Source organism: Mucilaginibacter sp. P2_A4, from assembly GCF_056405015.1.
Genome location: NZ_JBFUCX010000001.1, coordinates 326,626 through 350,924, shown reverse-complemented (window position 1 = coordinate 350,924; position 24,299 = coordinate 326,626). Strand labels below are relative to the sequence as shown.

The 24,299-nt window shown below is 42.5% G+C and carries 18 protein-coding genes; all 18 read right to left on the bottom strand.

The annotated features are described in order from the left end of the window. Positions 1 to 4: 4 nt before the first annotated feature. Entirely contained in the window at positions 5 to 1,303 is a 1,299-nt protein-coding gene (locus AC1DYB_RS01250; RefSeq protein ID WP_477431740.1) for an MFS transporter, read from the bottom strand. An 82-nt stretch (positions 1,304 to 1,385) separates the two neighbouring features. Further along, positions 1,386 to 3,158 carry a RagB/SusD family nutrient uptake outer membrane protein gene (locus AC1DYB_RS01245; RefSeq protein WP_477431738.1) on the bottom strand — a complete coding sequence of 591 codons (1,773 nt, stop codon included), beginning with the start codon at positions 3,156 to 3,158 and terminating at the stop codon, positions 1,386 to 1,388. 23 nt (positions 3,159 to 3,181) lie between these two features. Continuing rightward, positions 3,182 to 6,316: a SusC/RagA family TonB-linked outer membrane protein gene (locus tag AC1DYB_RS01240; RefSeq protein WP_477431736.1), complete on the bottom strand. Its 3,135-nt coding sequence runs from the start codon at positions 6,314 to 6,316 to the stop codon at positions 3,182 to 3,184. A gap of 1,294 nt (positions 6,317 to 7,610) precedes the next feature. After that, entirely contained in the window at positions 7,611 to 9,083 is a 1,473-nt protein-coding gene (locus tag AC1DYB_RS01235) for a family 43 glycosylhydrolase (RefSeq protein WP_477431734.1), read from the bottom strand. 267 nt (positions 9,084 to 9,350) lie between these two features. Next, positions 9,351 to 10,202: a DUF2911 domain-containing protein gene (locus AC1DYB_RS01230; RefSeq protein ID WP_477431732.1), complete on the bottom strand. Its 852-nt coding sequence runs from the start codon at positions 10,200 to 10,202 to the stop codon at positions 9,351 to 9,353. Positions 10,203 to 10,216: 14 nt separating this feature from the next. Beyond that, the gene (locus AC1DYB_RS01225) at positions 10,217 to 10,540 is read right to left on the bottom strand and encodes an ArsR/SmtB family transcription factor (RefSeq protein ID WP_295720791.1); all 324 of its coding nucleotides are present in this window, start codon (positions 10,538 to 10,540) and stop codon (positions 10,217 to 10,219) included. After that, positions 10,521 to 10,973 (bottom strand): SRPBCC family protein, encoded by a 453-nt coding sequence (locus tag AC1DYB_RS01220; RefSeq protein ID WP_295720790.1) that lies wholly within the window; start codon positions 10,971 to 10,973, stop codon positions 10,521 to 10,523. The genes AC1DYB_RS01225 and AC1DYB_RS01220 overlap by 20 nt, the downstream gene beginning before the upstream one ends. Before the next feature lie 196 nt (positions 10,974 to 11,169). Continuing rightward, positions 11,170 to 13,542, bottom strand: a complete 2,373-nt coding sequence (locus AC1DYB_RS01215; RefSeq protein WP_477431729.1) for an ABC transporter permease — start codon at positions 13,540 to 13,542, stop codon at positions 11,170 to 11,172. 425 nt (positions 13,543 to 13,967) lie between these two features. After that, a complete protein-coding gene (locus AC1DYB_RS01210) occupies positions 13,968 to 14,408 on the bottom strand; it encodes a VOC family protein (RefSeq protein WP_477396148.1) in 441 nt (146 codons plus the stop codon). A 30-nt stretch (positions 14,409 to 14,438) separates the two neighbouring features. Continuing rightward, entirely contained in the window at positions 14,439 to 14,939 is a 501-nt protein-coding gene (locus AC1DYB_RS01205) for an SRPBCC family protein (protein ID WP_477431727.1), read from the bottom strand. Then, complete coding sequence (locus AC1DYB_RS01200) at positions 14,939 to 15,256, bottom strand: ArsR/SmtB family transcription factor (RefSeq protein ID WP_477431725.1); 318 nt, start codon at positions 15,254 to 15,256, stop codon at positions 14,939 to 14,941. The genes AC1DYB_RS01205 and AC1DYB_RS01200 overlap by 1 nt, the downstream gene beginning before the upstream one ends. Positions 15,257 to 15,681: 425 nt before the next feature. After that, positions 15,682 to 16,296 (bottom strand): YdeI/OmpD-associated family protein, encoded by a 615-nt coding sequence (locus tag AC1DYB_RS01195; protein ID WP_477431723.1) that lies wholly within the window; start codon positions 16,294 to 16,296, stop codon positions 15,682 to 15,684. Positions 16,297 to 16,317: 21 nt separating this feature from the next. Beyond that, the gene (locus tag AC1DYB_RS01190; protein ID WP_477431721.1) at positions 16,318 to 16,725 is read right to left on the bottom strand and encodes a VOC family protein; all 408 of its coding nucleotides are present in this window, start codon (positions 16,723 to 16,725) and stop codon (positions 16,318 to 16,320) included. Positions 16,726 to 16,828: 103 nt separating this feature from the next. Beyond that, positions 16,829 to 17,728, bottom strand: a complete 900-nt coding sequence (locus AC1DYB_RS01185) for a helix-turn-helix domain-containing protein (RefSeq protein WP_477431719.1) — start codon at positions 17,726 to 17,728, stop codon at positions 16,829 to 16,831. A 603-nt stretch (positions 17,729 to 18,331) separates the two neighbouring features. Beyond that, entirely contained in the window at positions 18,332 to 19,339 is a 1,008-nt protein-coding gene (locus AC1DYB_RS01180) for a hypothetical protein (RefSeq protein ID WP_477431717.1), read from the bottom strand. Positions 19,340 to 19,467: 128 nt separating this feature from the next. Continuing rightward, positions 19,468 to 19,914, bottom strand: coding sequence for a DUF2141 domain-containing protein (locus AC1DYB_RS01175; protein ID WP_477431715.1), 447 nt, complete (start codon positions 19,912 to 19,914; stop codon positions 19,468 to 19,470). 178 nt (positions 19,915 to 20,092) lie between these two features. Then, positions 20,093 to 23,230 carry an efflux RND transporter permease subunit gene (locus AC1DYB_RS01170; protein ID WP_477431713.1) on the bottom strand — a complete coding sequence of 1,046 codons (3,138 nt, stop codon included), beginning with the start codon at positions 23,228 to 23,230 and terminating at the stop codon, positions 20,093 to 20,095. Positions 23,231 to 23,237: 7 nt separating this feature from the next. Then, positions 23,238 to 24,296, bottom strand: coding sequence for an efflux RND transporter periplasmic adaptor subunit (locus AC1DYB_RS01165; protein WP_477431711.1), 1,059 nt, complete (start codon positions 24,294 to 24,296; stop codon positions 23,238 to 23,240). Between the last annotated feature and the right edge of the window lie 3 nt (positions 24,297 to 24,299).

The following is a 24,299-nucleotide window of genomic DNA, read 5'->3' as shown; positions in this document are numbered from 1 at the left end:
AAAATTAAATTTTTATTGTTTTAAATTTTGGTACCAGAAAATGCATAACCAACCAGGCAGCCAGGTAGGAAGATGCGCAAACAGCAAACATGATATAATAAGCAACCTCGATATGCCCTATAGCACGGTAATACACAAACAAGTTTTTTTGCACAAACAAGGAGAGCAACACGCTGCCGACAGAACCGAACATCCCGCCGATACCGGTAACGGAAGCCACCGCCTTTTTAGGAAACATATCTGATACGGTTGTGAAAATATTGGCGCTCCATGCCTGGTGGGCAGCGGCAGCCACACCGATGACCATTACTGCATACCACATATTAACACCGCCCAACAATTGCGCAAAAACAACAGGGATTACCGCGAATGCATAAACCAGCATAGACAGCTTACGCGCTTTAAAAACAGACCATCCTTTTTCAATCAGGTATTTTGGAAAATAGCCACCAAAAACACTCCCAATTGTCGACATTGTATACACCGCGGCCACGGGCAAGGCTATGGCCATTCCTTTTAACCCGTACGAGCTTTCCAAAAAATCGGGCAGCCAAAACAGGTAAAACCACCAGATGGGATCTGTAAGGAATTTCCCTGCTGCAAAAGCCCAGGTTTGCCTGTGAACAAGTAATTGTAACCAGTTTAATTTTTCGGTATCCTTTTCAGGGTCAAGGTCTTCTCCATCGCTGTTGATGTAATCCAGTTCTGAAACGGATAGTCTTTTTTGCACGGATGGTACATCGTAAAACAACACCCACAAAACCAGCCAGATAAAGCCGGTAGATCCCGTTATCACAAAGGCCCATTTCCAGCCCCAGGCTGCGGCGATGAAAGGAACAGTTAAAGGCGCCAGGATAGCACCGATATTGGCCCCCGAATTAAATATACCGGTGGCAACGGCGCGTTCTTTTTTAGGGAACCATTCTGCTACTGTTTTGATGGCCGCCGGAAAATTACCGGATTCACTCAGGCCAAGCGCGGCACGTACTACACCAAAGCCCATAGTGGTATTAACAAGGGCATGGCAAACGGCAGACAGGCTCCATAAAAAAGTTGACAAAAAGTATCCTTTTTTAGTCCCTATCTTATCAATCAATCTCCCGGCGCCTAATAAGCCTATGGAGTAAGCTATTTTAAAGGCTATCTCTATGTTGGTATAGTCGCCATCATTCCAATTAAACTCCCTGGAAAGATCTGATTTCAGTAGGCTGATTACAGCCCGATCAAGGTAATTAGTGGTAGTTGCAAAAAACAGCAACGCACAAATGAACCATCTGTATTGGCCTCCGGGGGAATTTTTCATCTGTTAGATTAAGACATGGGGGACAGTGATAACAAAACGGGGCCGGCATAAAGCCCTGCCCCGTTGTAATTTATTCGTTTTATTAAAAACCCGGATTTTGGGCAATTGGTGTTCCCTGCGTCACCAGGTTGATCTCCGTTTGAGGGATCGGGCGTAGTGACATAAAATCCTGGATGTTTGGCCCGGCCTCAGCATTGTACGCTTTAACCCGACGTACTAATGATTGTGTACGGGTCAGGTCCCACCATCTTAATGATTCGCCGTATAACTCTCTTGTACGTTCGTCCAGGATAAAATCAAGCGTTACCTGGTCTGGCGTAACCTGCATTTTTGCAATAGCATCTGCAGGCATATTACTGGTGCGGAAAGCAGCACGTGTGCGTAAAACATTGATCATCGTAGCGGCCGTAGTAAGATCGTTCATTTTAAAAGCAGCTTCTGCCGCAATCAGGTATATTTCTGAAAAGCGGAACAACACTACCGGGCGCGACGACGGGTCATTAACACTTGGCCTGCTTGGGTCGTCGAACTTTTTAAGTGCAGGGAAGAAAGCACTTGTGCTTGCATTAGCTCCGGAAACACCTGCGGCTACACTTGGCGGTAAAAATATTACGCCTTTAAACGATGCCCTTTTTGCAGCTCCCGGATCATATGGAGGCATCCAGATAGCGGTATCGGTGCCCACGGTAAGTGCTCCCCTTGGTGTTGTGATGTTTGCGGTATTGGCAATCCAGGTGGTTTGGAAAGTATTCCAATACCTGTAATCATTTGATTTATCTGCGAAAGCTACATTATTCACATAATCATAATTGGGGCGAACCCGGAAGAATGGTCTGCCGTTGGTTAGGTCACGTGTCATAACGCCAGATCCGCCGCTTGCCGGATAATTTGCGTTGACGGTGGGATAATTCGGTCGGAAAAAATACGCCCAGCCATTGATCTTACCACCGGATGCCCCAGGGGTAAAATCGCCATATTTGGTATCAGTACTATGTTCTATTGCAAAAAGATCCTCTTTATTGGTTAGGTCATTAGCTAAGGCATAAGCATCTGCATAGTTTTGATACAGATCGACACCATAAGTTCCTTTATTGGCAATAAGGGTTTGAGCCGTTGTTAAAGCACTCTGAAAATCACCTGGCTGTGCCGCTGTTGACCATCCCCTGGTTAAATAGGCTTTGGATAACAGGTATAAGGCGCTTGCTTTGGTAGCCGCGTGCCCTGCAAAAGGCGATCCGTTCTGTCCCGGCTTATCCTGAAGTTCTGTTGATGCCTCAGTCAAATCCTTGATGATCTGGCTGTAAATATTAGCAATCGGCGCACGTGAATCAGATAATGTGGCCGTATTGATGAACGTAGTGTGCAGCGGTACCGCGCCAAAAGTTTGTACCAGGTGGAAATAGTAAAAGGCCCGTAAAAACTTTGCCTGCGCTAAATAGGCTGTACGGGTTGGCACATCGGCAAACGCGGCAGGACCAAACTGCAGTACGCCGTTTAGCGTGTTTATATCCTGATAAGCGATATTGAATACACCTCCTAAAGCGTTGTAGACGTCAGAAACGTTGTTGGTATAATTTTTATAGGTGGCAAAGGCAACACCACCGGCAGATGCGCCGCCGCCTGCCAGCGTTTCATCTACCCCAAAATTGGTGTAGTATAAAAAGCCTTCTGTTCCCCAAAGGTTACGTAAATCTGAATATACACCGGTAATGCCCCCTACTACACCGCCTGTTGATGCCAATACATTTGGGGTGATGTTTGATTTGGGAGTTTGGTCAAGTATTTTTTTACAGCCGGTTACGCTTACTAAACTACATGCCGCAAGCAAAATGGCTAATGTTTTATATGATTTCATATCTATCAATCTTATTTTTATAACTAAAATTTTGCGTTTACACCCAACTGGAAGGTACGTGCCACCGGATTACTTAAACCCACAGTAACCGCGCGCCCTAAAGCATCACTTGAAAAACTTGATGCACCAGCAATCTGGTTACCATATCCGTTACCTTCGGGATCTATCGCCAGGCCGCTTTTAACTAATGGCGAATAGATGATGAAAGGATTATTGCAGGTAACATACACATGCAGAGACCTGAAACCGGCTTTCTTGATGGTTTCGCCAGGGAATGTATACCCCATGTTAATACTGCGCATTTTGATAAACGAGCCATCGCGATATTGCAGCGTGGATGCGTAAGTAGGGCCGCTTAAGTTGGCGTCAGGACGAGGAAAATCATTCGTTGGGTTGGTTGGTGTCCAATAATTAACGTTTACCTGATTTACCCTTCCCTGGTTAAAGAACGGAAATCCCTGTGCGCCTGCATCAGAACCAAGGTAAGTAACAGCTACCTTTTGCCCCATGCGTGCAAAGGCCACAAATGAAAGATCAAAGCCTCTGAAGCTAAAACGGTTGGTGAAACCGGCTGTATAATTAGGCTGATAGTTTCCGAGGATCTGCAAATCGCTGGCATTAATTTTACCATCGTTGTTTACATCCTGAATTTTGATCTGCCCCGGTCTTTGGCCGTAAACAGCAGCCTGCGTCGCTTCGCTGGTTTGCCAGATACCGATCTTTTTATAATCATAGATCACATTAAAGGGCTGACCTACAAACCATCCGTTCGTAACATCGGCAGGTAAGTTATCATGTAGTGAAACAATAACACTCCGCGCGAAAGCGATATTGAAATCTGTGCTCCAGCTAAAGCCTCCGGCATTGCGGATATTAATACTGCTCAGTGATATTTCCAATCCTTTTCCTTTTGAATTTCCGGCGTTCACGGTGGTTGAGCCAGCTCCGTTACTTGGTGGTAAAGATTCTACCTGTAAAATATCAAAGGTTTTTTGTTTGTAAACGTCAACAGTACCGGTTAAGCGGTCGTTAAACAAACCGAAATCGACACCAAGATTGTAGTTATTGGTGTGCTCAAATTTTAAAGAACTGGCCAGGTTGGTCACCAGGTATCCGTTTTGGCCATTCGCGCCAAAGTTATAGGCGTTACTGCTCAGGTTACCCAGAATCTGGTATGGGTTCACATTCTGATCGGCCGTTACACCGTAACCTGCTCTTAATTTCAGTGAGTTTACAAAGCTTATATTCTTCATAAAATCCTCCCTGTCTATATTCCAGCCCAATGCAAACGCGGGATAAGTATAGTACCTGTGCTTAGGATCAAGTACAGAAGATCCATCTGTTCTTACAGTAGCTGTAAGCAGATATTTTTCATTAAACGCGTAGTTTACACGTGCCATGTAGGAAATAAGCCCCCTATCGGCAAAATATGGTTGGTTGGTGGATGAGAAGTTTACCTGGTTAGCCAGGAAAAGGTTGTAGCTCTGCAGATAATCTGCAGGTGATCCAACGCCATAAATCTGCAAACCCTGGCTATGATCTTTTTCGGTACTATATAAACCGGTAAAAGTAAGGTGATGTTTCTGCCCGAATCGCTTATCATAGGTCAGGATATTTTCCAGCAGCCAGGTATAGTTTTCAGAGTTACTAACGCTTTCGCTGGTTTGCGATGGAGAGGTGGCTGTATTATAGGCTGTGTTCACCGGGGTATAATTATTCCCCTGGTTTTGGCCGTAAGTTAAGGCGGCGTTGAACCTGTATTTCAAGCCATCGATAATATTTATTTCGCCGTATAATGTGTTGAATGAATAGAGTTTTCTGTTTGTATTCTGAATATACTGATTTCTGATGGTTAACGGGTTCACCCTGTTTGGCTGATCCACGGAGCCTGTCATTGGCAATAAATTAACAGAGCCATCAGCATTATATGGTGAGGTAAGCGGGCTTATGGCTACCGCATTGTATAATGGGAACAAGTTAGCGCCGTTGATATGCGTTAAGGTTTGGAATGTGGTTAAGCCAACTTTTATCCTGCTGCTGATATTGTGATCAATTGATGCACGTAAAGAACCGCGGTCGAAATTTTGCCCGTATTGGATGCCATTCTCTTTATGATAACCGGAACTGATAGAAAACTGTGTGGTTTCATTGCCACCTGAAACGTTAAGCTGATGATCAGTAGAAAAACCATTCCTGAACAGGAGTTTTTGCCAATCGGTACTGGTGCCCTTGTCAATACCTGCCAACTCAGCTGTAGTAAAAGGGTAAGCGGTGGAGTTAGGAGAAGATGCACTTGAATTACCGGCAATAGACTCACGTTTAAACGCTGCAAATTGCGCGCCGTTCATGATCGGGTATTCATCCGTGATCTTGCTAATGCCGTAGTAGCCATCATAGCTTACTACTGCCTTACCAGCCTTACCTCTTTTGGTGGTGATTATGATTACACCTCCCGATGCCCTTGAACCATAAATAGCCGCCGCAGAAGCATCCTTTAATACATCTACACTGGCAATATCATCCTGGTTAATATCATTCAGGCTTCCACCTATAAAAGGGATTCCATCAATTACAAACAGCGGTCCGTTTTGGTTATTGGCATTGCTGTTTGAAGTTGCAAATGAGCGTTCGCCACGTAAACGGATCTGCCCTACCGCTCCCGGGGTAGTGCCTGTACTGGTAATATCCAAACCGGCTATCCGGCCTTTCAGCTGGTCGCTCACGTTGGTTGAAGGCACTTCCTGCAAGGTTGCACCGCTTATTGAGGCTACGGAACCCGTTACATCTTTTTTCCGTTGCGTACCGTAACCCACTACCACAACATCATTTAAGCTGCGCGCGTTGGTTGATAGTTTGATAGTTAAATCGGCACTTGTGCTATTGATAGGCACCTCCTGATCAATATAACCTATATAAGTTACTATAATTGCCGTTTCGCCGCTGGTGATGTTCAAGGAAAATTTTCCGTTAAAATCAGTTGATGTTGTAAGGCGGCCCGATTTTAATTTTACTGTTGCCCCTATAAGTGATTGTCCTTTGTCGTCGGTTACTGTACCGGTCAGCTTTCTGCCCTGTGCAAAAAGCGACATAGAAAATGAGCTCAGACAGATGAGCAGCATAAACATTTTCCAATTCATTAGTAGTCGTTGTTTTCTCATTATCGATTTAATTGGTTTTGATTTGTTTTTAGATCTAATTATTGAATCCAAACTATCCCGGTATTTTCATAACCACTTGTTATACATACTATCTGTATGGTATGAACTGCATTTGAAATAGTTTTTCAGATTTCTGACCTGAGAACGAGCGTCATTTTGAAATAACAATCGCTAATTGGTTTAAAACCAAAATTATAATAAAATACAATCGATTGCACAACTTAATTAACTTTTGTTATTTATCTAACAAAAGTTTCATTTTATTAACAATTAAGTTATAAAATTCAAATACTGTAATATTAAATTCAACAAAACTGACATTTTTGCATCCTTAAAAATTCAGCACTAAAGCGAAAAATCATTCTAAAAATTGGAAAATTATCGTAATAAATGGTATTTCGATTGCACAGTATCATTTTGACACTTCCGGGCAATTACTACCCTCTCCTTTTTGGTCAGAAATAATGCAGATGGACGAACTCATTAGGTTGGCAGGAGCAGCTATTGGGTGGGTTAAAATCTGAATTGCCGTGAACCTTAATTTTATGAAGAGATTGACCGGGACAGACCAGATTTTATATAGTATTGAATTTCAATCAGTAAGACCACATTGGCATATTACTCATGAACGGGCCTGCTGGCTCCTTATTTTCGTGTTGTTTTTGCCGGGCCTTTCTGTATTGAATGCCTCAAGAGCCTGGGCTAAAACAACGTAATAACCTTTCACATTTGCTTAATAATAAAAAAAGCCAATTTCTGATACATACTGATTAAATTATGGCAAAAATTATCACTAAAGGAAACTTTTATTTAACTGCTTTCGTATATACCCCGAAAGCAAAACGTTTCATTTAAAAAGCCGATCAGGAGAAAAAGCCATAGTGATAAAGGGAGTTTTCTGATTCAGAAAAGATACTGTTTTTTAAACTTTTGCTGATAAATACCCGCATATATCAATGAATAGTAAGCCAAATTTATACTGCACAAAGTGCAGCGCTTTGTATCATTTTCCAATTCCTAAAAACTGGATTGAAGAAAACTTGCTTTTTTTTATTCCGTTCAAAAAACTGTCCTGCTCTAAGTGCTTAAAAGTTAGCTACGTATTTATTACAGACCATGAATATGATAAATACAACCGGATTTGAGCTTTGCTAAATTAAACAGGGCAAGCTCAAAAATAGAACTTGCCCTGTTTTTATCAGAACATTCTGTGTCAGTTTACCTGAAATTTTTAAACCAATAACTGACTATACACAAATTAATCTATTCTTAATAACTTTTGTTAATAATAGCATTAAAGCAACGGGCTGATTTTGATGGACTTGTAGCGAACTTTGCCATGTTTGGCAAACAACCACAAATAGCTCCCCTTTTGATCAATCAGCCGGTTTACAATACAGCGTTTGTTATCTACGCTCATGTCTATAATATCATCGTTCAAAATAATATCTATTTTAATGGTTTTATCAAGCCCATCCACTGCACGGATATCAGTGTTACCAAGTGACACCGATTGATTATTTGCAGAGAATGATGCACGGTACCCGTTGTCGGCTTTTGCGTCTGACCTAAAAACAAAACCGAACTCTTCATTAGCGCCAACTGGCTCAATTTCCATCGTTATTCTGCATTTCTGTGGAATATTCTCCAGGTGCGCGGCTCCATATCCGTTTGGAGCATCAATCTCCAGGTTATGGTTATCTTTCGATGTTGCCAGCAAATCAGGGTTGATCTTCAGATCCAATTCCGGACCTGTTGCTGGGATCATTTCCTCCGGAAACTTAGTATTTAATGTTCCGTCGGGTTGTTGAATAACTTCCCTGAAAATGGTGTTACCGCCAAATACCTCACCGTTGCTATCCTTGTCGTCCCTTCTTGAAGGTACCCATCCTGCGGCAATCCTCCTGGCAGAGCCAAAAGATGCGGTTTTTACAACATTTACCCACGATTCAAGAAATGCCTGATTTTTAGGCTCCTCCCACGGTCCGTAAGCTTTTTTGGATTTGACATAATAAGTGTCACTATTGTGACTGTAAACCAAATAATACCATCCATTCCAGTAAAAATAATCCGGGCATTCAGGCACAGATTCCTGGCCGGTTAACACCGGGTCGAGTACCGTCCAGTTCTTCAGGTCTTTTGATGTAAGGTGTACTAACGCGCCGCCAGAATGTTCCATTACAGGACTTTCCTGCAAACTGGAAACAAACAGGTGAAATTCACCTGTCTTTTCATCTACAAACACTTTAGGATCACGAAAATCACGCTTGCTATAGCCCGGGGCTGATGTATAGAAAGGATTGGGCTTTTGTTTGTCAAAATGAATGCCGTCCTTACTCAGCGCATAACTGAGTTGTTCGTTAACTTTGCCATTCTTATCGATTAAACGGGTGGCATAAAAAGCATAGAATTGCTTTTTATAGTAAACAACAGATCCCGTACAGATTGACTTTTCCCATGCTTCATCAATACCCAGCACTACTGGATATTGTTTCCAGGTTTTCAGATCCGTGGTTGTGCTCAGTGCCCATTGATGGCCTCCGAGCCCGTTAAGGCTTTTATGGTGTGCCGAATCCAGCAGCCAGTAATAATAGTAAGTTCCATTATGAGAAAATGGCATGCAATCTCCTACAAACAGATCACCTTTGGGCTTAAAGTATTGCAGATTTCCCGTAGTTTGTACGGAGGCGTCATACTTAACACCCAGCTGCGCCTGAACGGTCCAGATGCTCAGTGCCAATAAACAACTTAATAATGTTTTTTTCATAGGTTTCAATTCTATATTTAGTAAGCGTAAATATCTTATAAAGAACGGTGGGCCGGGTCTAAAAAACTACATACACAACCAATCGACTTCGCAAATATTGGTGCTCTTTTTTAGCCACATGCTCCGGCAATATACTACTAAATTAAATTTTGACCATGTGAACCTCCAATTCGGGCATCCGCTCGTTTTGCAGAACAGTAAGCCCGCCCCGCCGGACCACGAGCGGAAATTATTGATGGCATGAAACACTTCTTCGGGGCTGTTAAATTAGTTTACCCCCGCTTCGTGCAGTACTTCTTTATTCAGGTGTACATATTCCTGGCTGTTTTGGGCTAAAGCCAGCTTGAGTCCTTCGTTAGCAGAAACGATGGCAGATTTTTTATCGCCCGTTTTTAGTTGTAATCTGGCCAGCCAGTATTTGGCATTGAAAGACGGGGGCTGTGTTTTGTCGACTTCCTGCATCCAGGCCAGCGCCTGGTTAAGATCCTGCCCATGATTATAATACCAAATGGCCGACATATAATAGGGTTTATTATCGCCCTTCATGGCTTCCTGTATATTGGCCATGATGCGCTGATCTACGTTGGTTTTTAACCGGAGGTTGATACCCGTGTTTTCCCATAATATTTGAAGCACGCCATCATCCTGATGAACATCTGCAAACTGAATGGTCAGCGTTTCAACCTTAGCGGGCAGTTTTACCGGCTTTACTTTAAACCGAAGCAAGTCTTGTTTTTCGTCGTAGGAGTAAGCGCCCCACTGGTTTGTGTTTTTATTAAATATCATAGTCCATTCATCCGGGCCTGGTATGCTAAAGAGCGCATAAGCGCCCGGCAGAAGCGTATGTCCTTCCACCGATATCGTATCGGTTAAAGTGATGATCGTGGCATTATTAGCCCCGGTGCGCCATACTAAGCCATAGGGCTCAACACCACCAAAGATCTTCCTGCCCCTGGTATTTGGCCGATAGTATTTTACAGAAATAGTACCCAGCCCAAAATCCTGTTCAACACGCTGGCCCATACTTGCAGCAGGTATTTTATATTTAAGCTCCTGCGCCATGACGCTATAAAAATTAAAGCTTGCCAAAGTAGCCAGACAAAATAAAACTGTTTTCATAATTTGGTTTATGATTAGTTAGGTAATTTGTTATTTAACAGGATTTCCAACTTTTTCAGTTTCGATGCCCAGAACTCATCAAAGTAGTTCAGCCAGGCTTGGAGTTCTTCGAAACCATCCTTTTTCAGCGTACAATACCGTTCCCGCCCCATATCCCGGATGGAAATAAAGCCGGCGGTTTCCAATATTTTTACATGTTTGGAAACCGCAGGACGGCTCATATCGAAATGATCTACCAGGCTATTGATGGTCATACTATCCTCTGATAACAACATCAACATCTTTCTCCTGCTGGGATCTCCGATCACCTGGAATGTATCAAGCGTTGGTATGGCCACGTAATGTAGTATTTAAAAGTTTATCGATGTTCTGGAGTTTTTCCACCCAGCCATGCAGCAAGCCGTTGTAAAAATCCAGGTTTTCTTTTTTGGCGAAACCGCTGTGCTCTAAATAAACCTCGGTGCCGTTATCCCTGGGTTCCAGTTTCCATATCACTACAGAATCCAGCGTGATCTCTCCTCCTCCCGGTCCGCTTTTCCAGGAATAAGAAAGTTTTTTAAAGGGCACAATCTCCAATACTTTGCAGTAAAATATGCCGTCAAAATCGAGGCTGGGTATTGGACCCGTCCTGAATTGAAAGTCGTACCCTACAATTGGCTGAAAGTCATTTTTCATGAGCCATTGAGCCATCAGTTCAGATTTTGTCAGGTATTCCCAAACCGCCTCTTGCGGATGAGGGAAGAAAAATTGGTGTTTGATGATTTTTGCCATAATGAGTAACTTTGAAGTTACTCAAATATATAGGTAACTTCTGAGTTACGCAAGTTAATTTTAACAAATTCGAGAAATACAGGGATCTTCTTGCAACTCCTGTTTCAGAAAACAGTAAGCCGAAGCATTTTTAAGTATAAACTTTACTATTTGTAGGCCAACCTTATAAAGCCTCCCCACCCTCTATATATTACAATCATTCCGATCTCAAACTCTTTATAGGGTTAACAACCGCTGCTTTTATAGATTCATAACTAACCGTAAGCCAGGCGATGCCCAAAGCGGCCAGGGATGCCGAGAAGAATACCAGCCAGCTAACATTAATATGATAGGCAAAACCGGCCAACCAACTGCTCACAGCATACCATGAAAGAGGTATGGCTATAACTATAGCGATCAGGATTAACCGGGTGATCCCGAAAGACAATAAATAGACGAGATTAAATACGGATGCTCCTAATACTTTACGTACGCCAATCTCTTTGGTACGTTGCTCTGCCACAAAAGCGGATAAACCATATAAACCCAGGCAGGATATAAAAATGCCCAGAATAGCAAAAAGATTAAAAATGTTGCCCATCTGTTGTTCTCCTTTATAAAGGTTAGCCAGATCCTGATCAAGAAAATCAAATTTGAAGGGATAAGCAGGGTTGAGCTCCTGGCTTATAGCGGCTAAAGTCTTTATAGTTGCGTTTGTTTTACCAGGCAATGTCCTTACCACCACAAAACCACCTATCTTATTAAAGGGCATAACCAATGGCTCTATAGCCTGCTGAACCGGTTTAAAATTAAAGTCTTTCACCACGCCGATGATAGTACCCTTGTTACCCCAAACCGTTATGGTTTTACCCACTGCCGTACTGGAGTTTAAACCCATAATGCTCAGCATTTTTTCGTTAACCATGTAATTATTTGAATCCGCTTTAAAGGCTCTTGAAAAACTTCGTCCCGCTAATAACTTCATCCGGAATACATGGGTAAAATCCTCATTGACAGCCATCACCGGGATAGATATTTGCGAACGGGGATCTTTGCCATCCCATTTTACGTTAAGTGTCCAGCCCCCCAGGTTGGTGGGCAAGTCGGTAATAAGGGCAAAATCGCTGGTAAGCGGGTTTCGTTTTAGCTCATTTTTTAAGGCTTGCTGCTTGTTCCAGAGATCGCCTGTCATCGGTATATACAAGAGATTGGCCTTCTCGAAGCCTGGATTCCTGTCTTTAATAAATTTAAGCTGATTGTAGATCACCACTGTGCCGACAAGCAACACAATAGATACCATAAATTGAGTTACGACCAACGTGTTGCGGAACAGTAAATTGCCGCCCATTGACTTTACGTTCCCCTTGAGCACTTTAACCGGGTTAAAGCCGGAAAGAAACAAGGCCGGGTAGCTGCCGGAGATGAGCCCGGTTAACATGGCAATACCAAAAAGGCTTAACCAAAGCTTCGCATCTGACACATCAAAGCTGAGTTTTTTGTTGGCCAGTTCATTGAATACTGGTAAGAATAAACTGACGATCGCTATTGCAAGCAATAAGGACAGGAAAGAAATGAATACAGACTCGCTTAAAAACTGGAGGATCAACTGCCCGCGTACGGCACCTGCCACTTTGCGTAAGCCGATTTCCTTGGCCCTGCGGGCTGAACGTGCGGTAGCCAGATTCATAAAATTGATACAGGCTACTACAAGAATCAGAATAGCGATAATAAAAAAGATTTTTACATATTGCGCATTCCCATGCCCTGGAAAATCCCCCAACCTTTCGGGTGCCAAATGGATTTTGGTTAACGGCTGCAGTTGGAACAAGGCTTTAGTTCCGGGGCTATGCTTCTGAAATATTTGATCAATTTGCTTTTCCAGCCTTAACAAATTGGGAGCAGAAGGGTCAAAACTTTTATCTAATTGAACATAGTCCAAAAAATTGAAGTTGCCCCATATATTATTTTTCAAATCGTCATTCGTTCTGGCTAAAGAGGCCATTGGAAGAATGATGTCAAATTGCAGATCTGAGTTAGCAGGAATATTGGCCAAAACCCCTGTTACTATCACGTTTTCTTGATTATCTTTTCGTATTATCTTGCCTATAGGATCTTCATTTCCGAAGTATTTTGTTGCTATTTCCTGTGTTATTAAAACGCCATCCACACTTGCTAACGCCGTGGCACGGTCACCCTTCACCAGGGGAAAGGAAAACACATCCATAAAACTTGGGTCTGCATAAAACACACGTCCCTCTTGAAATTTTTTGTTATTTGTTTCAAACAGGGTAGTAGCGCTTTGGCTTTGGCCCAAACGAACAGTATTTTTAATGACCGGCATTTCCGCTTTCAGTCCGGCGGGCATACCTGCCGAGTTTGCTCCACTTTTTGAATCACCAAATTCGCTGGTTATACGATAAATCTGGTCGGCGTTTTTATGGAACCTGTCGTAACTTAATTCATTTTGAACCCAAAGCAAAATTAGGATACTTGACGCCAGGCCGATCGCTAAACCTGATATATTGATAATAGAATAGGCTTTATCCTTTGTGATATTCCTGTAAGCAAGTTTAAAATATGTTCTTAACATAGCTATGCTTTTTTAAATGAGTGGTTAAATTTACAAGGTACGGGCTTAATGTTATGATTCTGTTTAAAACCCATGCCAACAATATAAATAAATATCAATCAGCCTTTTACATAATTACAATGAACGATATCGTTCGAAAACGTTACAACCACTGTGCGGTTTTATCAGTTGGGTGACCCGTCCTGAAATAGCTATACCGATGATAATTTCCAGATAAGGCTCGAACCTGTGAATATAAGATTAGAGGGTACTATAAAATAGAATCAAAACAGAATGTTTTTGCTAACTAATGATCGGTGTTATTATCGCACCTATGGAAACAAAGAAGCCTGCGAATCAAAATTTGCAGGCTTTTGGTGTTATAATAAAACCGTTGCGGATGAGGAGGAACTCGGCACCATGCAAGGAGCCGCTTTTTTCTTCGGTTAAACTTGCCCGTTATAATTTGGGTCAAATTCCACAATCCATTCAATTCCATATTTGTCTCTAAACATTCCGGCATATGTACCCCAGGGACTGTCACCAATGGGCCCTTCAACATCTCCGCCTGCCGATAGTCCGTTAAATATTTTGTCTGCTTCTTCACGGCTTTCGGCAGCCACTGCTATTTTAGACCTGTTTTCGCTTTCGTTTACCCGTCCCATAAATTCGGGAACGTCATTGGCTATTAATACATTCTGTTTACCAATAGGCAAAGCAATGTGCATGAGTTTGTTTGCCTCATTTTCCGGCACCTGAAAATCCATGCCTGCCATGTCTTTGAAACGAATAATCTTTGTGAATTCTCCGCCAAAAACTGATCTGTAAAAAGTGAATGCTTCTTCGGCATTTCCGTTGAAGTTGATCCATGGATTGATTGTTCTCATAATTTTATTTTTTAGGTTTTAATTTTCTGTTTATAATTTCTGCGATAAAGTGGCCAACAGATCTTCCAGATTTTTTAAGGTCATGGTGAAGCCTATTTTGAAGCCCTCCAATAATTTCTCCAATCGCTCAAATGATTCATTAAAAATGGTAATGTTCACTTTGGTTATGCCATTTTGTTCGCTGAAATTATAATCCCATTCAGAACCAGGTAGTTCACGATTTTCGTCTTTATCCGCAAACGCGTTGTACATCTTAAAATTGGTTTTCGGGGTAATGGAAGTAAATTCCTGCACCGACCAACGCTCCTGCCCGTCGGGGCTTATCATTGCGTAAAATCGCCGCCCGCCTACTTCAAAATTCATATACTTGGTTTTGGCGCGCATAGGTGCAGGTGCCCCCCATTGGTCCAATAGTTCGGCTTTGGTAAAGGCATCCCATACTAAAGATTGCCCGGCATTAAACTCCCTGGTTATATAAACCGTTTTCGCGGTTTTGTCAACGTTAAAATCAAATAGCAAATCGTTGTTCATTACTTCTGTTCTTTAATTGTTGTTAATAATTTGTCAAGTTGATTAAATTGGGTTTCCCAGTTTTGCCTGAATTGGGCCAACCAATGATCAAACTCCTGCATTTTTTTCGCATTAAAGTGATAATAAATCTCCCTGCCGCTATGCTCAGGTTTAATTAATTCACATTCGTGCAGTACTTTAATATGTTTTGATACTGCCTGGCGGCTCATATCAAATTTTTCCGCCATAGCATTTGGTGTTAATGCCTGGATAGCGATTAACGTTAAAATAGCCCTGCGTGTTGGATCTGATATGGCCTGGAATATATCTTGTTTCATTCTTGATTATTAATTAAGCAACCCTCAGGTTGCAAATATATATGCAACTTTTAAGTTGCGCAAATAAATTTACATTTTTTTTCGCGGTATAATCAAGAGAAGTTAGTGGTAATTGGTATTGATTACAATAACTAACCAAACCGTGTATTACTTTACATAAAGAAGGGACTCGAACTTGCAAAAGTTCATAACCCATACCATTTTCAAATATTTATAATGAATTTATATGGGTTATTTATGAATAGAAAATAGTTAAAAAACAAATAGCCTGCTAAGAATCGATGCTTTAGCAGGCTATTGTATGCAAAGATAAAAGTAGCCGGTTAGAACACCTTTATGCAATTCTGACAATAATCAAAGAAATGACTAGTCTGGCTCTTGTTTTTATTCCCCTAATTTTAAGCCAAGATTGTATTTTAGAATCTCTATTTTTTGTGCTTCCAAAACCTGCCTTTTCCTTCAGCTATCCATTCTAAAGCTTCATTTATTCTTTTTTGTCGTGTTTCATCAGTTTTGGCATCGGCAATCCAAACAATATATTCCTTGCGGAAAGAGTTGGATTTGCTTTCGAAAACTTCCTTTGTTTTGGGGTTAGCAACAAATGCTGACAGTAAATAATCGGGAGTTTCCAGTACCTTGGGTTTATCAGATTCCGGCTTCTCCCTTTTTATTTTGATTCCATTTTCGTTTAACTGCACGGCTTCTTTAAGCATACCTATAAATTCATCTTCCGGTGGAAGATCGCCTATGTTGCTGATTTTCCCTAAAAATCTTTGGATCGGCTTTAAGTCCTTGTTTGCCTTCAGGCGCAGATCGGTCATCAGTTCGCCCTTCAGGAATGTGAAAGAGCAATGATTTTTATAAGATGCCACTACGCACATATTATCGCCCTTATAATCAAAATGAGGCAGGCTCCATTTTATCGTCTCTTTGGCATCCGGGCAATTTTCATGAATAAGTCGGCGCCAGTGCTCAAGAATGGGTTTTGCAAAATCTTCCGAGTTAGCTATGTAAGCATCCACATCTGAATTGTTGTTCATATCGTTTGATTTTTTAACTGTTTACGATTGCGGGAACTGACTCATATCGAGATAAGCCATTTCCCATTTGTGACCATCCAGATCGGCAAAGCTGTGTTGGTACATCCAGCCGTGGTCTTGTGCCAGGGCATATATCTTTCCACCCAGTGATTCAGCTTTGCTCACAAATTGTTTCACTTCATCTGCTGATGCGGCATCAAGCGCAATAAGTACTTCGGTAGAGTGATGCGCATCACAAACTTCAGTATCTATAAAAGATTTGAAATAGGTGCCGGTAAGCAGCATTACAAAAATACTGTCGCTCACAATCATGCATCCGGCCTTCTCATCGGTAAATTGAGGATTGAAAGAAAAACCCAAATTTTGGAAGAACCCCATAGACTTAGCCAGGTCCATCACAGGGAGATTGATAAATACTTTAGTTGCCATGTTTTAAACTGATTGTTTAGGATATATTTAATTTACTGGCACAAAAAAACTTAAACTAACGCATTAGATTTGGTCTAAAACTTGGACAAACAGGTCAATTTAATTACTTGCGTTGTTTCCGGAACTCCGTAGGCGACAAGCCTACCTGCTTTTTGAAGAATTTCCCAAAATTAGCAGGGTCTGAAAAGTTGAGCTGATAGGCGATCTCGGCTACCTCAAAATCGGTGTATTGAATGAGCGATCGGGCTTCGGTGGCCAAACGTTCCGCAATAAAAGTAAGTGCATTTTTTCCCGAAGCATGTTTAACAGATTGGGAGAGATAATTAGCGGTAACCGAAAGCATATCAGCATATTCCTGCACGGTGCGCTTATTGATATAGTGGTTATCAATTAACTGAATAAATTTACGCAACAGGATTTGTCGGGTTGTAGCCAGGCGAATATCCTTTTTCTTTTCCAACGCAAAGTCCTCCAGGTAGTAGAGCAAACCGAGCAACTTTACCCTTGCTTCAATATGTTGTGTTTTGGCCGACCTTTCATAAGTGGTAAATACAGTTTCAAAATGCGGCGCTAATCGTTTAAATGTGGCGTGATCAAACTTAAACAGGTTGGTATGTAATATATCAAAAAGGGGAAATTGCTGGTGAAAGTCTGGTTTAAAGAATGAAAAGCATTCCGGTTTAAAATAAATAACATAACCCTCCAACGCATTGTTATGAGCAAAGCTATACACGAGATTGGGCGAATGAAAGACGAGATAGGAATCAGGATCATTAATGGTTTGATCGCCATAGTTAACTTTGATCTTACCGGAATTGAATAGCAGGGCGAAAAAATAAAATGAACGTTTAAAAGGTGGCCGGTATATCTGCTGGCCCTGATCGAGTGGCTTTAACCTCAAACAGTAAAAGTCTGGATCAGTTGTTCGGCCGGGCCATGGAATAGAGGCCAGAAAATCGTTTATTTCAGTATAGTAAGGAATCGTATTTTTTATTTTCTCCATAAAATACACCACATAAGGGTTGATCTAAAATAGAAAAAGAAAATCTCTTCACCTACTGATCACAAAAAATTCATTGTCTGGAACCGCTAATATTATTATATAGTTTTCAGCCTTGTCCGCGCTGTTGCCGGCACCCTTTGAAATGGATAAGGAGATTTTTATAACATGGCGATATCTTCTGTCCCATGTTATAAAACAAGAAAACCCAGCTAATGCCGGGTTTCGTTGTATTTGGCGGAGAAGGAGGGATTTGTACACGGTGGCAAAATCAGCTTTATTTCTCTTTAATGATAGTTTCTCCAAGATGGATCTCGTGTAAGACTCTTTCAAATTCGATTAATTTCAGCAAAATCTGATGATCAAATTTCGATTTTAAAAGTAAATGTGAAATTCTTATCACCCATACGACTGAAAATCCTTGTGTCGCTGGTTCAATGCCACAGAAATAAAAAGATCTTTTTCACAACGAAAAAGACCTTTTTTGTTTAAATTTTGACACTTTTAGACTTGTAGTCCCTGATGAGGACGATCCCTTTCTGTCAGCATTTCCATAATAATTTGTTGAACTTGACGCAAAGCGCTTATCCAGTTAATGTCCCGAAATCATTTCAGAAATGGCAATACTGAAAAACTGAAATTCACATAAGGAACGTTACTTAATTTGTTGTTGAGAAAATAGTCGCCGGAAGATTTATGACGGTCAAATGCCCGTGCGGAAATCGGCTGTAATATTCCCCCATTGATACCAAAGATCAATTTTTTACCCAGCCGGTACTCCAACCCCGGACCGGTCTTTAAATCTATTGTCGTATAATTCACATCTCGCGGTAAATTGGGCTGATCAAGGTTAAAAAATGCGACTGAGCCTGATAAGGTGGTCCCGAAAGTTCCCCAAAGATTACCTGTCAATTCTTTTCTCACACCGAACTGCGAGGGCAGGTTAAAATTAAATTCAAGACCGCTTTGAAATTTATGCCAGTAGCTGAACAGGGGAAATAAAGGAATTTTAAGTGAAGGGTCGATATTTACGATGACACCAACGGAGTAACTTGTATTTGCCGTTTGCTTCAGCGGAAAAACCGCCATTCCCAGATAACTCACTTTCTTGAAAGAGCTGGTATTGTTGGTAAGGCCTGATACGTTGAGAACATAATATACCGGTCGATGGAACAGTGAATCCCTTCGTTGAAAGCTGGCAGTTAAACCGACTGTCGGTTTATCGAAGACTATATCCGAGCTGCTTAAGCCAGGACTGAAGCTTTGCACATCAGTCAAATTCAAATGTTGCTGAAAATAGCTTACAGAGGCTGACACGGAATTTTTTCCCCAGGACTTGATGGGCACATTAAATATCATACTGGTCCGGACGGTCTTTGCTTTTCCCTTAAAAATAGGTGAGCCATTTAGATCACTGGTTATATTCCCCCGGGAGATGATATCAGTCGAAATATTAATCTGCCTCAAAACAGGGTTTCTCAGGGCTGCTTGTTCAAGCATCCCGGCTTTAACAGAATCTCTTGTTGAGGTTCTTGACAGTTCGGAAATGTTTTGTGCCGAACACCAGGTTGTCACAAATAATAATATACTGGTTGAAATCAAAAGATATTTCATCGTTATGGTGTTTATCGTTTTTGAATTTAGAAACTGTTAGTTTGACCAATCATGGTCAATGCCCTCATGATTTTGAAAGCATAAATTTTGAATAGTTGAAAGCTGACTTATACATGCAATCTTTCGGATCACATGTACTTTATTTTTATTTCAATTGTTTTGTTTGGAGATCTCAGATCGACTTTGAAGTCATCGAATGCAGGTTTTCTCAGTTTTTCCATAAAGAAGTTGGAGAACCCAAACCCCTCTTTTGGCATTCTTATAAAATTCTTGTCTAATTTGCCGTTAGCATTTTCGTCATCTACCAGGGTTATGCCATATACTCCCGGTTCAAGCCCACATTTAACCGTTAAGGTCCCATTCACCAGACCATGCTTATCAAACACGAATTCCTTGAAAGGCTTTTCATTATCATAATCAGCCTGGTCTTTGAATACATTCAGAATAATCTTACCCTTTCCTGACCTTGTACCAGTAACTTTAACTTGTGTTTCCTGCGCTTTAACACACACAGGTAAAACAATAAACAGCACGGCGGTAAATACATTAATGGCAATTAAAATTGCCTTTTTCATGGTTGGGCGTTCAAATTTACTATTGTTCAATTTCTTTTTGGAGGATTTAAGTTGAAACAAGCCCTTGTCAGATTCTTTGAGGGCGGTGCTGCTTATGATCGGCCCGGGAGATCGTTTGTTCATAGACTTGTGAACCGGATAAAACGCCCAGCATAATAGGGTTAAAAAATCTCATAGGTTATATATGATCTACAATGGCCATTTCAGGGGCCGATTGATTGGCCTTGGGTTTGCGCTTAAACCTGTTCTTTAAATTTTCAACAATCAGGTACATGGCGGGCACCACAAAAAGGGTGAGGATCATGGAACTGGTGAGGCCGCCGATAATTACCCAGGCCATGCCATTTTTAATTTCAGAACCCGCTCCCCTGGCCAGGGCGATAGGGAGCATACCAAAGATCATAGAAAAAGTGGTCATCATGATTGGCCGCAGCCTTTCTTTTCCCGCTTCGACCAGTGCGTTGGTTACGCTATACCCTTCAGATTTTAGCTGGTTGGCAAAATCAACAATCAAAATGGCATTTTTAGATACCAGGCCAAGCAACATGATGATACCGATGATGGAAAATATATTCAAGGTATCCATCGTCAGCGCCAGCGCCAGCAGCGCGCCGATCAGTGCGACCGGTATTGAAAATAAAACTACGAAAGGATAGACCGTGCTTTCATAAAGCGCCACGAGGATTAAGTAAACCAATACTATTGCTGTGAGCAATGCCAAAGCTAAACTAACAAAAGCATCCTGTTGGTTTTTGACATCGCCTAAATATTCTACGGTCACATCCGGCGGCAATTGTACCTGCGTTGCTTTCGCCTTGATCTCGCTGGCAACCGTTCCGGTGGGCCGGCCGGTTACTTCGGCATTTACCGTAATGGAATTTAACCGGTCACTGCGCTGCAGGGTGCTCTCTCCTAAATCTGTTTCTACGTCCGCAAACTGGCTCAGTAAAAAAGTCTGGTTATCACTATTGGTGAATGAAAGTTTGCGGATATTTTCCACATCGGATCTGCTGTACTGGTCAAGCGCGATCAGGATATCATATTCATTCCCGGATTGCTTGAACTTGCCCTTGTCATTACCCTGGAAGGCATTTTGCAGTGCCTCCCCTACCTGGCTTGCATTCAAGCCAAGCAAAGTCATTTTTTCCCTGTTTAACTTGATGTTAACCTGTTCCTTCTGGTCTTTTACCGATAGCTGTACCGACTGGGTACCGGGTATTGCGGCAACAAGGTTCTTATATTGTTCTGCTACACTTCTTACTTTTTTAAGGTCGATGCCCTTGATGGATATCTGTATAGGTACCTGGTTAGCCGATCCGGAGATGGAAGTAGGCGAAGCCGTTACTTTAACACCTGGAAGTGCGCCTGCCAATTGTGCCTGAATCATTATACCGAACTCTTCTGCGGTCATACTTCTTTTTTCGGCATCTACCAGGGTAACCGTCATTTCGGCAAGGTTGCTGTTATTTGAAGTACCGGATATGCTGCCGGTGACAAAGCCTATGCTGGAGAACACGTTGCTGACCTCCGGTCTGGCCATCACCAGTTTTTCTGCCTGCTGGGTAGACAGGTTGGTTTGATAGATTGATGCCGCCGGGGCAAGCTCCAGGTGGACCAGCAATTCCCCTTTATCTCCCGCCGGTATAAAGGCTGCGCCTACAAAACCCTTGGCAACCAGCATGAAGGATCCGATGATCAGCAGGATGACACCCGATAACAGCCAACGCTTTCTTTTCAGTGCGGACGACAGCAACCTGCCGTACTGCGCCTTGAGCAGATCGATGATCCGCTCAAAACCAAGATTTAATTTTCCCCAGAGGGTTTTTGAATTTAAATGTTCCACCCGCCCGAACCGGCTGGCCAGTAAAGGAGTGATGGTAAAGGACACAAACAGACTCATCAGCGTGGAGAATACAACCACGAGGGCGAACTCACGCAGCAATGAACTGATGATCCCGTTCGAAAGTGCCAGTGGTAAAAATACAACCACATCAACCAGCGTGATGGCCAGCGCCGTGAAGCCGATTTCGTTTCGGCCTTCAAGAGCGGCTTTGATCCTGTCTGAACCCATTTCCAGGTGCCGGTAGATATTTTCCAATACCACGATGGAGTCATCCACCAAAATCCCTACAACCAGGGACATCGCCATCAGCGACATCAGGTTCAGGGAAAAACCCAGCAGGTACATCGCGATAAAAGTAGGGATGATCGAAGATGGCAACGCTACCAATACGAACATGGAACTCCGGAAACTGTGCAGGAAAGCAAGCATCACAATGCCAACGATCAGAACCGCCAGGCCGAGATCTTCCATAACCGCATCAGCGGAACGTAAGGTGTAAGTGGACTGGTCGGATGATACATTGAACTTAAGGTTCCGGGCTTGGTATTGTTGCTCAATAGCTGCAAAACTGGCTCTTACCCCTTTACTCACGTTGACCGCGTTGGCATCCGATTGTTTGACGATCTGGATACCGATAGAGGGTATGCCGTTGATATGATTGATTGCCGTAATCTTCGCAGTAGCGTCAACGATCTCTGCGATGTCCCGGAGATAGACCGCGCCGCCACCGGGTCGTTGTGATATGATCAGGTTACTGAGCTGCGTTAAGGAGGTCACATTCGCATCATACTGTATGGAAAGCTGGCGGTCCTGCGTTTCAATAGCGCCTGCCGGAAAGGATTGATTGGCATTATTGATAGCAGCTGAAACCTCCGATATGCGCAATCCATAGGCCTTTATTTTCCCTTGGTCGATATTGACCTGTATTTCCCTTTCTTCGCCACCGATAATGCTGACTACGCCAACGCCCGGCACATTCTGCAATACGGGGCGCAGTTGCTTATCCACAAAATCATATAATTCCTTAGGCGACATCTGTGACGTGACGCCAGCTTTAATCACCGGGGTTTCCTCCAGGTTTACTTTGTTTACAACCGGCTTATCTATGGTTTTAGGCAGCAGGTTTTGCGCCTGGTCTGCTTTCCGCTGGAGGTCCCTTTCCGCTTTGTCGATATCCGTCCCGCTTTTAAACTGTACAATGATCTGCGAAACGCCTTCCTGTGAAGTGGAATTAATCTTGTCCAGCCCCTCTACCGACGCGAAGGCGTCCTCTAATTTTTTGGTTACAGACGTTTCTACTTCTGCGGGAGAAGCTCCCGGATAGATCGTATTGATGGTTACGTTCGGTACATCGATCTTGGGCAGGAGATTGTAGTTCAGCTTGAAATAACACTCGGCACCAAATAAGATAAGGACCGTAAATATTACAGTAATAAGCAAGGGCCTTTTAACGGCAATTTCTGTTATTGACATGGTATCGTTATTTGGAGATCGTTATTTTACTGCCGTTTTTTAAATTAATCTGTCCTGAAGTTACCACCAGATCGCCTGCCTTCAGACCATTGATAACCTGGATATTCTCTCCTGACTCAGCCCCCGTTTGGATAGCTTTCTGATATACTACATTGTTATTGACCACATAAACTTTGGCGTTTCTGGTACTTTCTGTCAATGCCTCGCGCGGGATCACCAGGATCTTTTGATCGGTCTTTTTTGAAAGATCGGCGTAAACGAATGTGCCCGACCGGAGAACGGTATGGCTGTTATTGCTGATCAACATTTCTACCAGGTAATTATGGGTCTGATCGGCTTGCGGACTGATGAAACTGATTTCGGCCGGGAAAACTTTGCCAGGATAAACATCGGCGGTGATCTTTACTGATTGCCCCAGGGTAACCTGGTAAACTTCATTCTCGGTCAGGTAAACCTGCACTTTGGCCCTGGAAAGATTGACCACCGTGGCTATTTCTGCGCCTGCGTTCACAAAAATACCCTGCTCCACCGATTTAACGGAGATGATCCCTGCTGTTGGTGACCTGATGGCGGCATCGGCTAAATTTTTCCGAAGCCGGCTGACCTGGTTAACTGCATCGGCATAGTTTTGCTGCAGCTCGTTTACCTTTTCCTGTGTGGCCGCCTTTCCCTGCAATAATTCGGTATAGGTATCCACGTCATTACGAAGCTTATTGACGTTGGTTTCTGCTTTTTCCAGGTCCAGTTGCGCTAAACGGTTATCTATCGTAGCCAGTACCTGTCCTTCCGATACCTGGTCTCCTAAATTAAACCGAAGCTGCGTGATCGTGCCTGCCGTAAGGGAAAGTACCTTAGCCTCCTTAAAAGGCGAGATGGTGCCGATTTTTTGAATGCTGACGTCGAAGGGCTGTTCCTTAGCCGCTGAAACTTTTACGGGAACAGCGAGATTATTATCCCGGTGAATGGCCGTTTTAGCATTGATCTTTTGCTTGTTTATCGTCAGTTTGAATACGATCAGTGCCAGGATCAGCACAATGGCGGTATTTACAATGTATTTGCCTTTCATTGG

Excerpts from the sequence above, each read along its gene's own strand:
- AC1DYB_RS01190 (WP_477431721.1), bottom strand. The coding sequence starts at position 16,725 with ATGGCAACTAAAGTATTTATCAATCTCCCTGTGATGGACCTGGCTAAG.
- AC1DYB_RS01245 (WP_477431738.1), bottom strand. The coding sequence starts at position 3,158 with ATGAAATCATATAAAACATTAGCCATTTTGCTTGCGGCATGTAGTTTA.
- AC1DYB_RS01210 (WP_477396148.1), bottom strand. The coding sequence starts at position 14,408 with ATGAGAACAATCAATCCATGGATCAACTTCAACGGAAATGCCGAAGAA.
- AC1DYB_RS01250 (WP_477431740.1), bottom strand. The coding sequence starts at position 1,303 with ATGAAAAATTCCCCCGGAGGCCAATACAGATGGTTCATTTGTGCGTTG.
- AC1DYB_RS01205 (WP_477431727.1), bottom strand. The coding sequence starts at position 14,939 with ATGAACAACGATTTGCTATTTGATTTTAACGTTGACAAAACCGCGAAA.
- AC1DYB_RS01195 (WP_477431723.1), bottom strand. The coding sequence starts at position 16,296 with ATGAACAACAATTCAGATGTGGATGCTTACATAGCTAACTCGGAAGAT.
- AC1DYB_RS01175 (WP_477431715.1), bottom strand. The coding sequence starts at position 19,914 with ATGAAAAAGGCAATTTTAATTGCCATTAATGTATTTACCGCCGTGCTG.
- AC1DYB_RS01230 (WP_477431732.1), bottom strand. The coding sequence starts at position 10,202 with ATGAAAACAGTTTTATTTTGTCTGGCTACTTTGGCAAGCTTTAATTTT.
- AC1DYB_RS01185 (WP_477431719.1), bottom strand. The coding sequence starts at position 17,728 with ATGGAGAAAATAAAAAATACGATTCCTTACTATACTGAAATAAACGAT.
- AC1DYB_RS01170 (WP_477431713.1), bottom strand. The coding sequence starts at position 23,230 with ATGTCAATAACAGAAATTGCCGTTAAAAGGCCCTTGCTTATTACTGTA.
- AC1DYB_RS01220 (WP_295720790.1), bottom strand. The coding sequence starts at position 10,973 with ATGGCAAAAATCATCAAACACCAATTTTTCTTCCCTCATCCGCAAGAG.
- AC1DYB_RS01200 (WP_477431725.1), bottom strand. The coding sequence starts at position 15,256 with ATGAAACAAGATATATTCCAGGCCATATCAGATCCAACACGCAGGGCT.
- AC1DYB_RS01215 (WP_477431729.1), bottom strand. The coding sequence starts at position 13,542 with ATGTTAAGAACATATTTTAAACTTGCTTACAGGAATATCACAAAGGAT.
- AC1DYB_RS01165 (WP_477431711.1), bottom strand. The coding sequence starts at position 24,296 with ATGAAAGGCAAATACATTGTAAATACCGCCATTGTGCTGATCCTGGCA.
- AC1DYB_RS01180 (WP_477431717.1), bottom strand. The coding sequence starts at position 19,339 with ATGAAATATCTTTTGATTTCAACCAGTATATTATTATTTGTGACAACC.
- AC1DYB_RS01240 (WP_477431736.1), bottom strand. The coding sequence starts at position 6,316 with ATGAGAAAACAACGACTACTAATGAATTGGAAAATGTTTATGCTGCTC.
- AC1DYB_RS01235 (WP_477431734.1), bottom strand. The coding sequence starts at position 9,083 with ATGAAAAAAACATTATTAAGTTGTTTATTGGCACTGAGCATCTGGACC.